Source organism: Jiella pacifica (assembly GCF_010500815.1).
Lineage (GTDB): Bacteria > Pseudomonadota > Alphaproteobacteria > Rhizobiales > Rhizobiaceae > Jiella > Jiella pacifica.
This window is the reverse complement of the sequence record NZ_JAAAMG010000022.1, coordinates 14,537-28,762: the sequence shown is the minus strand read 5'-3', so window position 1 is coordinate 28,762 and position 14,226 is coordinate 14,537. Positions and strand designations below refer to the sequence as shown.

Genomic DNA, 14,226 nt, shown 5'->3' with positions numbered 1-14,226 from the left:
CGGATGCTACTCTGCCGCCTCGCGCGGCTCCTCGGCGCCGAGCCCGGCGAGTTCCGACAGGAGCAGCGGCTTCAGCGGCGGGCGAATGCGGTAGTAGTCGACGGTCGAGGGCGTCTCTCCCTTGGCCGCGGCAATGATCTCGCTCACCGCGAGGCCGCACATCCGCCCCTGGCAGGGGCCCATGCCGGCCCGCAGGAACGACTTCACCTGGTTCGGCCCCGGCGCACCCAGCGCCACCGCTTCGCGGATCTGCCCGGCGGTGATCTCCTCGCAGCGGCAGACCATCGTCGCGTCGGCCGGCGCGAGAACGTCGGCCGCGGGCGCGTAGAGTGCCTCCAGCAGCGGCCGCACGGCGGCATCCTTTGCCAGTTCGGTGCGAAGTTTCGCAGCCTCGCCAGCCCGGTTTCCGACTTTTTCGGCGATCCGCATGGCGACCAGCCGCCCGCGCATCTCCGCCGACTTCGCGCCGCCAATGCCGGCGCCGTCGCCGGCGACGTAGACGCCGGGAATCGAGGTCTCGAAACTCTCGTCGACGACCGGCAGGAATGCGCGCTGGCTGTCGTCGAAGCGATGCTTGCAGTTCATCAGCCGGGTGATCTGCTGGTTCGGGACGACGCCCTGATGCAGCGCCACATGCGCGGTCTCGATCCGCTGCCGCGTGCCGCCGCTGGTGAAGGTCACTGCGGTGACCGCGATCTCGCCTTCGATGGCGATGTCCGCCGCGTCGCTGTGGACCGGCACGCCGGCCTTCTTCACTGCCCGCATCATGGCAAAACCCTTGGCAAGGTAGCGCCAGCCGCGTAGCGCCTTGGCGAAATGCCTCGCGGCTTCCCGGTAGCGACTTCGAGGCACGGTCTCGACGATGGCCTTGGGCGGCGCGCCGGCGGCGATCATCTGGGTCGCGGCCAGCCACAGGAGTGGACCCGAGCCGACGAGGACGAGGTCTTCGAAGACGATGCCCGACGTCTTGAGAAGGATCTGCACCGCGCCGACGGTGGTGACGCCCGGCAGCGTCCAGCCGGGCATCGGCGTCGGCCGCTCGATGGCGCCCGTCGCGACGACGAGGCTTTTCGCCTGGACGCTGTGGGACCTGCCCCCGGCCGAATAATCGATGCGCTTTTCGCTGTCGATGTTCCAGACGACGGCACCGGAACGATACTCGGCCTTCGACGCCCGAAAGGCCTCGGCGATCCGTGCGCCTTCGCCATAGTCCTTGCCGAGCAGCGCCCGGCGCCCCGGATCCGAGACCTCGATGTCGCGATAGATCTGCCCGCCGGGGCGTGGCTGCTCGTCGAGGACGAGGGTCGAAAGTCCGGCCCGGCTGGCCTCCGTCGCGCAGGCCATGCCGGCCGGTCCGGCGCCCACCACCACCACGTCATAGCTGTTCATGCCACCACCTCGTCCGCCGTCTGACGGTTCACGGTCATTCCCGGCTCCGCCACGATCATGCAGGCCTGCCGGTTCGGCACCCCGTCGATCTCGACGAGGCATTCGTAGCAGACCCCCATCATGCAGAATGGTCCGCGCGGCGCGCCGGACACGACCGAATCGCGCGTCGTCGTCTCGCCCGCGGCGATCAAGGCAGCGGCCAGCGTCTCGCCGGCACGCGCAGCAACTTCCCGACCCTCGAAGGTGAAGCGGACCGTCTCGCCGCTCCCGTCAATTCGCTGGGGCATCGAACCTCCTTGCAGAAAACGCCGCAAGCTCCTCGCCGAGCGCGCCTTTCGCGATCATCGGCGCCAAAGCCAGGGCATGTGAGCCGGCGAGCGTCACGCCGGAATGGCAGTTGACCGAGAAGACCCCGGGATGGGTCTCGGATTGCTGGTAGATCGGATATCCGTCGGGGCTCATGATCCGGAGCGCCGCCCAGGACCGGACGATGCGCAGATCCTTCACGAAGGGGAACATCCGGATCGCCCGTGCGGCGAGGGTCGCCATCACGTCCGAGGAGGACGAGACGTCGAAGCCGACGTCCTCGTGACTGTCGCCGATCATGATCGAGCCCTCGCCGGTCTGGCGGACCACATGGGTGGGCATGTTCAGGCGCGGCTTCGTGCGCTCGGTGACGAGGATCTGGCCCTTCAGCGGCGCGATGTTGAGGTCGAGTCCAACCTCCTTGCCCAGTGCCTTGTTGCCGAGGCCGGCAGCAAGGACGACGCGCCCTGCCCGGTACGTTCCCGACGGCGTCTTCACGGCATAACCCTCGCCATCTCGGGCGATCGTCTCGGCTCTGGCGTCGGCGACGATGCGGCCGCCGCGACGCTTGATGCCGTCGTGTAGCGCCCGCAACAGGTAAAGCGGGCTCGCATGACCGTCATGCTCGCAATAGGTGCCGCCGACGACATCCGGCCCGATCTCAGGCATCATCTCCCGCACTTCCTGGCGGTCGACGAGGCGAGCACCGTAATTGGCCGCGCCATGGACGTTGTGGAGCCGGGCGAGCAGCGCCTTGCGGTTCTCCAGCTCCTCTTCGGAGAGGCAGAAATGCAGTCCGCCCGGCTTCTCGTAGGCGGTGGAGACGCCGGTCTCCTCCTTCAGCATCGCATCGAGGCTCGGCCAAAGATCGGCGCTGCGGCGGGTCCAGATAGCATAATCCGGATAGCCGTCACCCTTCGACTGCACCCAGACGAGGCCGAAATTGCCCCTGGAAGCGCGGAAAGCGACGTCACCTTCGTCGAGAACGGTGACGGAAAGGCCTTCCCTGGCCAGACCATAGGCGGTGGCGGCGCCGACGAGGCCGCCGCCGAGAACGAGCGCATCGCTCGACATCAGCGGGTTCCTTCTCCGATGAGCAGACGATCGAGCCCGTAGAGCCGGTCGACGATCAGCATCAGCGCGACCGTGAACAGGATGGCGACCGTCGAGACCGAGGCGACCAGCGGGTCGGTGGTCTGGGTGATGTGGGAAAACAGCTTGACGGGCAACGTCGTCGTCGCCGGATTGACGATGAAAACGGTGACGGTGAGCTCGTCGAAGCTGGTGATGAAGGCGAGCACCCAGCCGCCGACGACGCCGGGGACGATCGCCGGAAGAGTGATCCGCCAAAACACCGTCCAGCCGCCCGCCCCGAGCGACGTCGCCGCCCGGGCGATCGACGGATCGAGACCGGTAACCGAGGCGAGGACGAGCCGCAGGACGAAGGGCACGATGATGACGACATGGCAGAAGACGAGACCCCCGAAGGTGCCGTTCAGCCCCATCATCGACAGGAACCGCAGGAAAGCGATACCCAGCACTACCGTCGGCACCGTCAGTGGCGACAGGAACAGCGCCTGCAGCGCATCGCGGCCGGCAAACCGGCCGCCGCCGATGGCGAGCGCTGCGGGCACGCAGATCACCGTCGCGATGGTGGCCGAGGCGACGCCGAGCTGCAGGCTGACGATCGCCGCGTCGATGAAGTCGGGATTGTCGAGGATTGCCTCAAACCAGCGCAGCGAAATGCCGCTCGGCGGGAATTCCAGAAACCCTTCCGGGGTGAAGGCCACCCCCATGACGACGACCAGCGGCGCCAGCATGAAGACCGCGAAGACGAGGCTGAAGAGCTTGGCGAAGGCACCGTTCCTGATCATTGGAACACCGCCGCGAAGCGCTTCTCGACCAGCCGGTTCCAGGCGACCATGATGGCGAGGACAGAAACGAGGAGAATGACGGCGATGGCGGCGCCGAGCGGCCAGTTCAAGGTGTTCAGGAACTCGTCATACACCGTGGTCGAAACCACTTTCACCCGCCGCCCGCCGAGGATCGCCGGCGTCGCGAAGGCACTGGCCGACAGCGAGAAGACGATCAGCGACCCGGACAGGATGCCCGGCATCGCCTGCGGCAGGACGATCCGCCGAAACACCGTGAAGGGCTTGGCGCCGAGGGATTCAGCCGCCTTCTCAGTCGCGGGATCCTGGCGCTGCAGCGCCGCCCAGACTGCGAGGATCATGAAGGGCACCATGACGTGGACGAGCGCCAAAACGATGCCGCCGGAAGTGTACATCATCTTCAGGGGCCGCTCGATCAGGCCGATATTGCGCAGCGCCTCGTTGATGACGCCGTTGTTGCCGAGGAGAATTGCCCAGCCGAGCGTCCGCACGACGACGGATATGAGCAGCGGGCCGAGTACCACGAGGATCATCAGCGAGCGCCAGAACGGGTGCATGCGCAGGAGGAAATAGGCCTGCGGCGTACCGATCAGCGCGCAGATCACGGTGGTGACGAGCGCGATGAGGAAGGTGCGCCCGAAGATCTCGTAGAAATAGCTGTCGCCGAGCACGTCGGCATAGTTGCTAAACCCGAAGGTCGGCTGGATCCCGCCATAGAAGTCGAAGCTGTTGAAGGACAGGATCGCCGTCATCACCAGCGGCGTCACCAGCATGACCGCGAAGAGCAGGAGCGCCGGCGCGCTCAACAGCCATGGGCGGGCACGATCGCCGGTCATGCCGCCGACCCCGCTTCGAGGATGCGCAGATGCTCGGCCTGCCAAGAGAGGTGGACGGCCTCGCCGAGATCGGGCTCGCGCCGGCCGCTGTTGCGGCGCACGACGAGCAGTTCGCCGAGGCCGGTCTTCACCTTGAACAGCCACTGGTCCCCGAGGAAGACGCGCTCGACGACTGTTCCCGAGACGATCCCCTCGCCTTCCCCGCAAAATTCGATCCGCTCCGGCCGCAGCGAGACCAGCACCGCCCCCGGCCCCTGCGACGAGACCGGGCCGTCGAGGCGGATGTCCCCGCAACGGAGCTGCGCCGCGCCCGGCCCGCCCGCCTCAAGATGGGCGTCGATGGCGTTGCTCTTGCCGAGAAACGACGAGACGAAGCCGTTGGTCGGCCGGTCATAGGCCTCGAAGGGCGTCGCTTCCTGGATCAGCCGGCCGCCCTGCATGACGGCGATGCGATCGCTGAGCGCCATGGCCTCGGACTGGTCGTGGGTGACAAGCAGCGTCGTCACGCCGGCCTCCTGCTGGATGCGCCGCAGTTCCAGCTGCATCTCCTCGCGCAGCTTGGCATCGAGATTGGACAAGGGCTCGTCGAGGAGCAGAAGCTCCGGCTCGATGACGAGGGCGCGCGCCAGCGCGACGCGCTGGCGCTGGCCGCCGGACATCTGGCGCGGATAGCGCGCCGAAAGATGCGACAGATGGACGAGGTCTAGCGTCTCGGCAATCCGCCGCTTGCGCTCGTCCGCCGGGACCTTGCGCATCTCGAGGCCGAAGCCGACGTTCTCTTCCACCGTCATGTGCGGAAACAGCGCATAGGTCTGGAAGACGATGCCGAGGCCGCGGGCCCTTGCCGGCACCTTCGACAGGTCGCGGCCGTTGAGAGCGATCGAGCCGCTGGTCGGGGTCTCGAAGCCGGCGACCATCTGCAGCGTCGTGGTCTTGCCGCAGCCGGAGGGGCCGAGCAGCGAGACGAACTCACCCTTCTCCACCGACAGCGTGAAGCGATCGACCGCGATCGTCTCGCCGAAGCGCTTGGTCAGATCGCGTAGTTCCAGAATAGCCATGTGCGTTCGTTCAATCCGTCGCGCGGGTCGCCGCAGGACAGGGAACGGGCGTTCAGCCCGCTCCCGCCCGATTGATCAGGCAGCCGCCGCTCTCAGCGCTCGACCTCACGCGCCCAGCGCTGGGTCCACTCCTGGCGGTTCGGATTGATCACGTCCCAGTCGACCTTGACCAGCTTGTCGATCTGCTCGGGACCATAGGGCAGCCACTCGGCCAGTTCGTCCGGCAGGACGGTCTTCTTGTTGACCGGCCCAGACCCCATGGCGTCGGCGAGCTTCACCTGGATTTCCGGGTCGAGGAGATACTTGACGAACTCCTGCGAGGCCTCTGGAGCGTCGCTTTCGACCACCGGGCAGGCGGCGAGCATCAGCGCCACGGCGCCTTCCTTCGGATAGGCGAATTTCGCCGGGAAACCTGTGTCGGCCAGGGACTTGGTGCGGCCCGAACCCCAGATCGACAGGGCGATCTCCTTCGACTGGAAGAGCTCCGACATCTTGCCGGAGGACGGCTCGAAGACGAGGACGTTCGGTGCGACGTCGTCGGCCATCGCGGTGAAGCCGGGGTCGATGTCCTTCTCGCCGCCGCCGTTGAGGCGCGCCATCATCACCAGGGTGTGGAGGCCGTAGGTGTTGGAGATCGGCGGAACCGAAAGGATCTGCTCGAACTTCGGATCTTCCAGATCCTTCCAGCTCGACGGCGGCTCCCAGCCTTTCTCCTTGAACCATTCGGTGCTGTAGGTGAAGCCGGTGGCGACGAAGCCCACGCCGATCGAATTCGGGCCGATCTTGGCGAGGTCGTAGATGTCTTCGGAGGCGACGTCGGCGGCAAGCGGCGCACAGAAGCCGAGCGCGTCGGCCTGGTACATTGGACCGTCGTCCAGAATCACGACGTCGAGCTCCTGGTTGCCCTTTTGGGCCTGGAGGCGCGCGAGGTTCTCGGTCGAGTTGCCGGCGACGAACTGGATCGTGACGTCGTGGGTCTTCTCGAACTGCGGAATGATCAGTTCCTTCATCAGCGTCTCGAAGGAGCCGCCATAGCCGCCGACCGTCAGCGTCTTGGTCTGCGCCTGGGCGGCGACGGATGCGATGAGCGAACCCGCCGCAGCGAGCATGAGGATGCGTTTCTTCATGGGGACCCCTGCCGATGCCTGTTTTTGTGCAGGCCCATCGTTTAGGCGTTTCCCATTCCGCGCAAATGAAATTAAAGGATAGACTCATTCCAATGAGTTATAAGGCTGCGAAGTGGCCCCGCCGAACATCCGCCAGTTGAGCGCCTTCAACGCCATCATGAAGGCCGGTTCCGTCACCGAGGCGGCCGAGCGGCTGTTCGTCAGTCAGCCCGCAGTGACCAAGCTTCTCAAAGGCTTCGAGGAGGCCTGCGGCTTCCGCCTGTTCGAGCGGGGACAAGGGCGGCTGAAACCGACCGCCGAGGCGCGGCAGATGTTCGCCGAAACGGAAAAGCTCGAAGCTGGTATGATGCGGATCTCGCGGCTGGCGGAATCGATCCGCAACCTCGAGCGCGGCGAGGTGTCGGCAGTCACCTTCCCCGGCCTCAGCATGCATGTGGCGCCACAGGCCGCGGCCGCCATTCTGGCGCGCAGCCCGCAGGTGCGCCTGCAATTGTTCAGCCGCACTTCGCGCAGCATCGAAGACGCGATGGTCACCGGCAAGGCCGATTTCGGCATCGGCCTCCTGCCCTCGACCTCGGCATCGCTGCAGTCCGAAAAATTCGTCGAGGTCGAGTTGTTCCTCGCTCTGCCCGCAGACCATCGTCTCGTCGGGCACGACAATGTGGACGTCGCGGATCTCGACGGCGAGCGCCTGATCGCCCTTGGCCGGGAGGATCTTTCCTACCCGGTCATCGAGGCGGCCTTCCACCGTGCCGAGGCGAAGATGAACCCCGTCGCCGAAGTGCAGATGGCAGATGCGGCCTGCGAGATGGTGGCGGCCGGGGTCGGCATCTCCGTCGTGCCGTCGCTCGCCTCGGCCGGCGTGCGGGACGGGCGGCTCGTCTTCAAACGATTGCGGCAGCCGATCCAGATGACGTCCTGGCTGATCACCCCGCGGGGAGAGGCGATGTCGATGCTGGCGGCAAGCTTCCTCGAAGAAATCAGGACGCGGGTCCGGGGCGTTCAGGAAGAGCGGGCTCCGGCTTCGCTCGCTTCGGCCATGGTCAGGCCTTGAGCCCAAAGCCCTGCATCAGCCGCCGCGTCACGGCATCGGCGCGACCGGAGGTGAAGACTGCGGCGTCGACGTGCCGCTCGATTGGCGCGTCGAGCGCGATGGGCGGCAGGATCGACAGCGCCCGGCGGGCGATCGCCTCGGCCGGGTCCAGCCAGTCGACAGGCCAGGGCGCCATCTTGCGCATGCGGTTGACGATGAAGGGATAGTGGGTGCAGGCGAGCACGACGATGTCCGTCCGACGGCCGTCCTTTTCGACGAAGCATGGTGCGATCTCGGCCCGCACCGCCTCTTCCTCGACGAGCCCCTGGCGCATGTAGGCCTCCGCCAGCGCGGCCAGCTGAAAGCTACCGACCAGCCGGACCTCGCATTTCGTCGCCCATTGGTCGATCAGGTCGCGGGTATACTGGCGCTTCACCGTGCCCGGCGTCGCCAGCACCGAGACCAGGCCGGATCTCGTGCGCTCGGCCGCCGGCTTGATCGCCGGAACGGTGCCGACGAAGGTCATCTCCGGATAGGCGGCGCGCAATGCGTCGAGCGCCAGCGTCGAGGCGGTGTTGCAGGCGATCACGCAGGCGAGCGGATGGTATTCGGCGATGAGGCCGCCGAACAGCGCGACGAGACGCTCCCTGAGGGCCGCCTCCTCCCAGTTGCCATAAGGAAAAGCCGCATCGTCGGCGACATAGACGAAGCGCCGCTCCGGCATCAGCACCCGTGCCTCGCGCAGCACCGTCAGCCCGCCAATGCCGCTGTCGAAGACCAGCAGCGGCCTGTCCCGATCCCACGAAGGTTGGAGCCCGGCCGGCGCCTCGGCGATCACGAGGCGTCCCCCAGCTTCTTGCGAAGCTGCGCCGCCTCGTAGTCGAAGGCCTTGATGACGCCGCGCAGGGTGTGAACTTCCGGCTCCGACAGGTTGGCCTTGGTCAGCATCGTCCTGAGATTCTGGGTCATCACCTCCCGCTTCGGCTCGGGAAAGAAATAGCCCGCCCGCTCCAGCGATGCCTCGAGATGGTGGAACAGCCGGAAGAGGTCGTCCTTGGTCGCCGGCTCCGGCAGCTTGGCCTCGAAGCGCGGAGAGAGATCGCCGCCCCGCCCCGCCGCCTGATAGGCATAGCTCATCAGGAGCACCGCCTGAGCGATGTTGAGCGAGGCGAATTGCGGATCGACCGGAAAGGTAACGATCTCATCGGCGAGCCCGACCTCCTCATTGGTCAGGCCCCAGCGTTCGCGGCCGAAGAGGATGCCGGTGCCCTGCCCCTCTGCCGAGCGACGCCGCAGATCCACCGCCGCCTCTTCCGGCCCGCGCACCGGCTTGAAGCTGTCGCGCGCCCGCGCCGTCGTCGCCATGACGAAATTGAGATCTGCGGTGGCCTCCTCGACGGTCGCAAACAGTCGCACGGCATCGATCACATGATCCGACCGCGAGGCCGCGGCCCGCGCCTTCTCACTCGGCCAGCCGTCGCGCGGATTCACCAGGCGCAGATCCCCCAGGCCGAAATTCGCCATGGCGCGCGCCACCATGCCGATGTTCTCGCCGAGCTGCGGCTCGACGAGGACGATGGCAGGTCCCGTCCGGCTCTGGCGAAGTGTCTCGTCGTCCAAGGCTGATAAAGCTCCTTCATCGGCGACGGCTGAGCAGTATTGCCGCCGTGCCCCCGCGCTCGATACCGCTTCGCGCCCGGCGAGCCAAGTCGGGCGATCCCAATCCCTCAGGTCGCGAAGCCGTCGATGCCGCGCCACGCGCTCTGCCGCGCCGCATCCGGGCCGGCAAAGCGAGCCACCATCGCCGTCATCGCGGCCTTCTCCGTCTTCATCGGCAAGAGCGGCCGCCGTGCCGCCGTCCGACGAGACGGCCGCAAGCCGCCTCGATCCGCACTTCGCACACGATCGCTCAGTTGAAAATTCCCGCGGTCCCCACCGACTGATGCCGCGTTGCACACTGCAGGCCCCTCTCGCTTTGCGTCTGCCATGTCGGGTGTTATAGGGCCGGGCAACCGATCACCCATCCATCGACGGCGCCGGGCGCTTCCCGGGCCTCACGCATTTTCCAAGGAAGGCTCCCATGGCGAAGATCAAGGTCGCAAACCCGGTCGTGGAACTCGACGGCGACGAGATGACCCGGATCATCTGGCAGTTCATCAAGGACAAGCTGATCCACCCCTATCTCGACATCGACCTTGAATATTACGACCTCGGCATGGAGCATCGCGACGCCACCGACGATCAGGTCACCGTCGATGCGGCCAACGCCATCAAAAAGCACGGCGTCGGCGTCAAATGCGCGACGATCACGCCCGACGAAGCGCGCGTCGAGGAATTCGGCCTGAAGAAGATGTGGCGCTCGCCGAACGGCACGATCCGCAACATCCTCGGCGGCGTCATCTTCCGCGAGCCGATCATCATGAAGAACGTGCCGCGGCTCGTTCCCGGCTGGACCAAGCCGATCATCGTCGGCCGCCATGCCTTCGGCGACCAGTACCGCGCCACCGACTTCAAGTTCCCCGGCAAGGGCAAGCTGACGATGAAGTTCGTCGGCGAGGATGGCGAGACCATCGAGCACGAGGTTTTCGACGCGCCAGCGGCCGGCGTCGCCATGGGCATGTACAATCTCGACGAGTCGATCCGCGACTTTGCCCGGGCATCCTTCAACTACGCCCTGCAGCGCAACGTGCCCTGCTACCTGTCGACCAAGAACACCATCCTCAAGGTCTATGACGGCCGCTTCAAGGACATCTTCCAGGAGATCTTCGACGCCGAGTTCAAGGCCGAGTTCGACGCCAGGAAGCTCACCTACGAGCACCGCCTGATCGACGACATGGTCGCCGCCTCGCTGAAGTGGTCGGGCGGCTATGTCTGGGCCTGCAAGAACTACGACGGCGACGTGCAGTCGGACATCGTCGCGCAGGGCTTCGGCTCGCTCGGCCTGATGACCTCAGTCCTGATGACGCCGGACGGTCAGACCGTCGAGGCCGAGGCCGCCCACGGCACGGTGACCCGGCACTATCGCCAGCACCAGAAGGGCCAGGAAACCTCGACCAACCCGATCGCCTCGATCTTCGCCTGGACGCGCGGCCTCGCCCATCGCGCCAAGCTCGACGGCAACGACGCGCTGGCCGAATTCTCTGCGAAGATGGAGAAGGTCTGCATCGACACCGTCGAAAGCGGCTTCATGACCAAGGATCTGGCGCTTCTGATCGGTCCGGACCAGTCCTGGCTGACCACCAACGGCTTCCTCGACAAAATCGACGAGAATCTGCAGAAGGCGATGGCTTCTTCGTAACGCGAACAGGCAGGAACACCGGCGCGTCCACCCGTTGGATACGTCCACCCTCGCCTTCAGGTGTCATTACGAAGCCCGGCGCGATACGAATCGCGCCGGGCTTCGTCATTGTGCCGGGGGATCGTTGCCATGGCCCACAAGGGCCGGATCGGCTGCATCGTCGTCATTGCCGGCCAGAAGCACTTCCGGGTCGCCCCGCTTCTGATCCGGCCCGCCCGCTTCTGAACCGGCCGGGTCGACGATATTGGAAGGATTGACGAGGACGGGAAACATGCCGTCCTGAAAACGCCGGACGGCAGGCCGAAGGTGCTGATCCAGGCCGTCGATCACCCGCCGCGGGTGCATCTCGACCTCGAGACGGACGACCGGGAAGGCGAGGCGATCCCCTCGCAGACCTCCGCGCCAAGCGGATCGGGCCGGTGAAATCGTGAATCGACATGGAAGCGCCGACCGGCCAGCGTTTCTGCGTGGAACCGCCGCAGCGCGAGGATTTCGAGCCGCACGCCAATCGATTCGAGAGCTGATCAGCCCTTCATCGCCGCTTCGACCGCAGCGACCGCCTCGGCCGCCTTGTCGCCATCCGGACCACCGGCCTGCGCCATGTCGGACCGGCCACCGCCGCCCTTGCCGCCGATCGCCTCGCTGGCAGCCCGCACGAGTGCGACGGCATCGAAGCGAGCGGTGAGATCACCCGTCACGCCGACGACGACCGACGCCTTGCCGTCCACGACGGCGACGAGAGCGACGACGCCCGAACCGATCTGCGCCTTGGTGTCGTCGACGAGGCCCTTCAGGTCCTTCGGCGAGACGCCTTCCAGAACGCGCCCGACGAAGGCGACCCCTGCCACCTCCTTCGGTGCGGCACCCGACGAAGTTCCTGCGCCGTCACCGACGAGAGCGAGCTTCTTCTTCGCCTCGGCGAGTTCGCGCTCCAGCCGGCGTCGCTCCTCGACGACCGCGTCGAGACGATCCGCCACGTCGTTCTGGGACACCTTCAGCGCCGCGGCCATCCGGCGCACGCGCTGGTCCTGCTCGAGGAGATGGGCCCGCGCGGCATCGCCGGTCAAAGCTTCCACCCGGCGCACGCCAGCGGCGACGCCGCCTTCGGCGACGACGTGGACGAGGCCGATGTCGCCGGTCGCGCGCACATGGGTGCCGCCGCAAAGCTCGACGGAATAGGCTTTGCCGGCCTTGTCGCCTTCCTCGGCGACACCCATCGAGACGACCCTGACCTCGTCGCCGTATTTCTCGCCGAACAGCGCCATCGCGCCGGATTCGATCGCCTCGTCCACGGCCATCAGCCGTGTCTCGACGGGAGCATTCTGGAGAATGATCGCGTTGGCGAGACGCTCGACCTCCGCGATCTCCGCCGCCTCGATCGGCTTGGGGTGGGAGAAATCGAAGCGCAGGCGATCGGGCGCCACCATCGAGCCCTTCTGGGCGACATGACTGCCGAGGACTTCGCGCAGCGCCTCATGCAGCAGGTGGGTCGCCGAGTGGTTCGCGCGGATCTGAGTCCGGCGGCGATGATCGACCTCGAGGTCCAGCGCCATGCCGACCTTTACCCGCCCCTTGGTCACGCGGGCTCGGTGGACGAAGAGCCCCTCGGCGAACTTGCGCGTATCGGTGACGGAGATTTCGACGCCCTCGCCCCGCATCACGCCGGTATCGCCGAGCTGGCCGCCGGATTCGCCGTAGAACGGCGTCTGGTTGACGACGATCGAGACTTCGTCGCCCTGGCCGGCCTCTCGAACCTCGGCGCCATCCTTCACCAGCGCGACGACGGCACCCTCGGTGCGCTCGGTGCCATAGCCGAGAAACTCGGTCGCACCGACCCGCTCGCGGATCGGAAACCAGATGTTCTCGGAGGCCGCTTCGCCCGAACCGGCCCAACTCGCCCGCGCCTCGGTCTTCTGACGTTCCATCGCAGTGTTGAAGCTGTCGAGATCGACCTCGATGCCGCGCTGGCGCAAGGCATCCTGGGTCAGATCCAGCGGAAAGCCGTAGGTATCGTAGAGCTTGAAGGCGGTCTCGCCGGACAGCCGCTCGCCGGAGGACATCCCCTCCGTGGCGTCGGCCAGCAGCGACAGGCCGCGATCGAGGGTCTGCAGGAAGCGCTTTTCCTCGAGCTTCAGCGTCTCCGAGATCAGCGCTTCCGCCCGGCCGAGTTCGGGATAGGCCCGGCCCATCTCCGCCACCAGCGTCGGCACCAGCTTGAACAGCACCGGCTCCTCGGCGCCCAGCATCCGGGCATGACGCATGGCGCGGCGCATGATTCGCCTCAGGACGTAGCCGCGGCCCTCGTTCGACGGCAGGACGCCGTCGGCGATGAGAAACGACGTCGCCCGCAGATGGTCGGCGATCACCCGATGGCTCGCCAGCCTGTCACCGACCGCCTCCGACCCGATCGCCCGTTCGACGGCGCCAATGAGCACCTTGAAGAGATCGGTCTCGTAGTTCGAATGGACCCCTTGCAGGATCGCCGCCATGCGTTCCAGGCCCATCCCCGTGTCGATCGACGGACGCGGCAGGTCGACCCGCGTCGCCGCGTAGACCTGATCGAACTGCATGAAGACGAGATTCCAGAATTCCAGGAACCGGTCGCCGTCCTCATCGGGGCTGCCCGGAGGGCCGCCGGCGACGCTCTCGCCCTGGTCGAAAAAGATCTCCGAGCAGGGGCCGCAGGGGCCGGTCTCGCCCATCGTCCAGAAATTGTCCGACGTCGGGATGCGGATGATCCTGTCGTCCGACAGCCCGGCGATCTTCTTCCAAAGCGTCGCCGCCTCTTCGTCCTCGGAAAAGACGGTGACGAGAAGCCGGTCCTTCGGAAGACCGAATTCCTTCGTCGTCAAATTCCAGGCGAGTTCGATCGCCCTGTCCTTGAAATAGTCGCCGAAGGAAAAATTCCCCAGCATCTCGAAGAACGTGTGGTGGCGGGCGGTATAGCCGACATTGTCGAGGTCGTTGTGCTTGCCGCCGGCACGAACCACCTTCTGCGCCGTCGTCGCCCGGCTGTAGGGGCGCTTTTCGAGACCGGTGAAGACGTTCTTGAACTGCACCATCCCGGCATTGGTGAACATCAATGTCGGATCGTTGCGCGGCACCAGCGGCGACGAGGCAACCCGTTCGTGCCCGTTCTTCTCGAAAAATCCGAGAAAAGCCGATCGGATTTCGTTGACGCCACTCATGAGCGAGACCTTCGCGAGACAGGACGGAAAGAACGCACCGGCAGATTTTCACGTTCGCAAGGCCGGCGAGATTGCCGGCCTTTTACAAAGGCCGGCTCC

Annotated in this window: 13 protein-coding genes; 2 read left to right on the top strand and 11 right to left on the bottom strand. The window is 66.1% G+C overall.

The genetic code is table 11. The features are described from left to right. Positions 1–6 precede the first annotated feature (6 nt). From GTK09_RS21240 to GTK09_RS21210, 7 genes are all read right to left on the bottom strand, one after another. A complete protein-coding gene (locus GTK09_RS21240) occupies positions 7–1,389 on the bottom strand; it encodes an NAD(P)/FAD-dependent oxidoreductase (RefSeq protein WP_163465403.1) in 1,383 nt (460 codons plus the stop codon). After that, positions 1,386–1,676, bottom strand: a complete 291-nt coding sequence (locus tag GTK09_RS21235) for a (2Fe-2S)-binding protein (protein WP_163465402.1) — start codon at positions 1,674–1,676, stop codon at positions 1,386–1,388. The genes GTK09_RS21240 and GTK09_RS21235 overlap by 4 nt, the downstream gene beginning before the upstream one ends. Further along, on the bottom strand, positions 1,660–2,769 hold the full coding sequence (locus GTK09_RS21230) for an NAD(P)/FAD-dependent oxidoreductase (protein ID WP_163465401.1): 1,110 nt from the start codon (positions 2,767–2,769) through the stop codon (positions 1,660–1,662). The genes GTK09_RS21235 and GTK09_RS21230 overlap by 17 nt, the downstream gene beginning before the upstream one ends. Beyond that, positions 2,769–3,569, bottom strand: coding sequence for an ABC transporter permease (locus GTK09_RS21225; protein WP_163465400.1), 801 nt, complete (start codon positions 3,567–3,569; stop codon positions 2,769–2,771). The genes GTK09_RS21230 and GTK09_RS21225 overlap by 1 nt, the downstream gene beginning before the upstream one ends. Beyond that, positions 3,566–4,423 (bottom strand): ABC transporter permease, encoded by an 858-nt coding sequence (locus GTK09_RS21220; RefSeq protein ID WP_163465399.1) that lies wholly within the window; start codon positions 4,421–4,423, stop codon positions 3,566–3,568. Before GTK09_RS21220 ends, GTK09_RS21225 begins: the two co-directional genes overlap by 4 nt. Then, the gene (locus GTK09_RS21215) at positions 4,420–5,481 is read right to left on the bottom strand and encodes an ABC transporter ATP-binding protein (RefSeq protein ID WP_163465398.1); all 1,062 of its coding nucleotides are present in this window, start codon (positions 5,479–5,481) and stop codon (positions 4,420–4,422) included. The genes GTK09_RS21220 and GTK09_RS21215 overlap by 4 nt, the downstream gene beginning before the upstream one ends. A 92-nt stretch (positions 5,482–5,573) precedes the next feature. Continuing rightward, positions 5,574–6,608, bottom strand: a complete 1,035-nt coding sequence (locus GTK09_RS21210; RefSeq protein ID WP_163465397.1) for an ABC transporter substrate-binding protein — start codon at positions 6,606–6,608, stop codon at positions 5,574–5,576. A 112-nt stretch (positions 6,609–6,720) separates the two neighbouring features. Here GTK09_RS21210 and GTK09_RS21205 point away from each other — a divergent pair, with 112 nt between their 5' ends. Continuing rightward, complete coding sequence (locus GTK09_RS21205) at positions 6,721–7,662, top strand: LysR family transcriptional regulator (RefSeq protein WP_163465396.1); 942 nt, start codon at positions 6,721–6,723, stop codon at positions 7,660–7,662. Here GTK09_RS21205 and murI read toward each other — a convergent pair. Together murI and GTK09_RS21195 are read right to left on the bottom strand one after the other, a co-directional pair. Next, positions 7,652–8,479, bottom strand: coding sequence for a glutamate racemase (murI, locus tag GTK09_RS21200; RefSeq protein ID WP_312869938.1), 828 nt, complete (start codon positions 8,477–8,479; stop codon positions 7,652–7,654). The two genes, GTK09_RS21205 and murI, sit on opposite strands and share 11 nt — an antisense overlap. Beyond that, on the bottom strand, positions 8,476–9,261 hold the full coding sequence (locus GTK09_RS21195; RefSeq protein WP_281353468.1) for an RNA methyltransferase: 786 nt from the start codon (positions 9,259–9,261) through the stop codon (positions 8,476–8,478). Before GTK09_RS21195 ends, murI begins: the two co-directional genes overlap by 4 nt. 460 nt (positions 9,262–9,721) lie before the next feature. On the opposite strand from GTK09_RS21195, the gene GTK09_RS21190 reads away from it, so the two are divergent. Then, a complete protein-coding gene (locus GTK09_RS21190; RefSeq protein ID WP_163465395.1) occupies positions 9,722–10,939 on the top strand; it encodes an NADP-dependent isocitrate dehydrogenase in 1,218 nt (405 codons plus the stop codon). 105 nt (positions 10,940–11,044) lie between these two features. On the opposite strand, the gene GTK09_RS21185 is transcribed toward GTK09_RS21190, so the two are convergent. Together GTK09_RS21185 and alaS are read right to left on the bottom strand one after the other, a co-directional pair. Beyond that, entirely contained in the window at positions 11,045–11,269 is a 225-nt protein-coding gene (locus tag GTK09_RS21185; RefSeq protein ID WP_163465394.1) for a hypothetical protein, read from the bottom strand. 194 nt (positions 11,270–11,463) lie between these two features. Beyond that, positions 11,464–14,127, bottom strand: a complete 2,664-nt coding sequence (gene alaS / locus GTK09_RS21180) for an alanine--tRNA ligase (RefSeq protein ID WP_163465393.1) — start codon at positions 14,125–14,127, stop codon at positions 11,464–11,466. Positions 14,128–14,226: the final 99 nt, after the last annotated feature.

What these genes read in the sequence shown, in the direction of transcription:
- GTK09_RS21215 (WP_163465398.1), bottom strand. Translation starts at nt 5,481, where the DNA reads ATGGCTATTCTGGAACTACGCGATCTGACCAAGCGCTTCGGCGAGACG.
- GTK09_RS21220 (WP_163465399.1), bottom strand. Translation starts at nt 4,423, where the DNA reads ATGACCGGCGATCGTGCCCGCCCATGGCTGTTGAGCGCGCCGGCGCTC.
- GTK09_RS21235 (WP_163465402.1), bottom strand. Translation starts at nt 1,676, where the DNA reads ATGCCCCAGCGAATTGACGGGAGCGGCGAGACGGTCCGCTTCACCTTC.
- GTK09_RS21190 (WP_163465395.1), top strand. Translation starts at nt 9,722, where the DNA reads ATGGCGAAGATCAAGGTCGCAAACCCGGTCGTGGAACTCGACGGCGAC.
- GTK09_RS21225 (WP_163465400.1), bottom strand. Translation starts at nt 3,569, where the DNA reads ATGATCAGGAACGGTGCCTTCGCCAAGCTCTTCAGCCTCGTCTTCGCG.
- GTK09_RS21230 (WP_163465401.1), bottom strand. Translation starts at nt 2,769, where the DNA reads ATGTCGAGCGATGCGCTCGTTCTCGGCGGCGGCCTCGTCGGCGCCGCC.
- GTK09_RS21210 (WP_163465397.1), bottom strand. Translation starts at nt 6,608, where the DNA reads ATGAAGAAACGCATCCTCATGCTCGCTGCGGCGGGTTCGCTCATCGCA.
- alaS (WP_163465393.1), bottom strand. Translation starts at nt 14,127, where the DNA reads ATGAGTGGCGTCAACGAAATCCGATCGGCTTTTCTCGGATTTTTCGAG.
- GTK09_RS21240 (WP_163465403.1), bottom strand. Translation starts at nt 1,389, where the DNA reads ATGAACAGCTATGACGTGGTGGTGGTGGGCGCCGGACCGGCCGGCATG.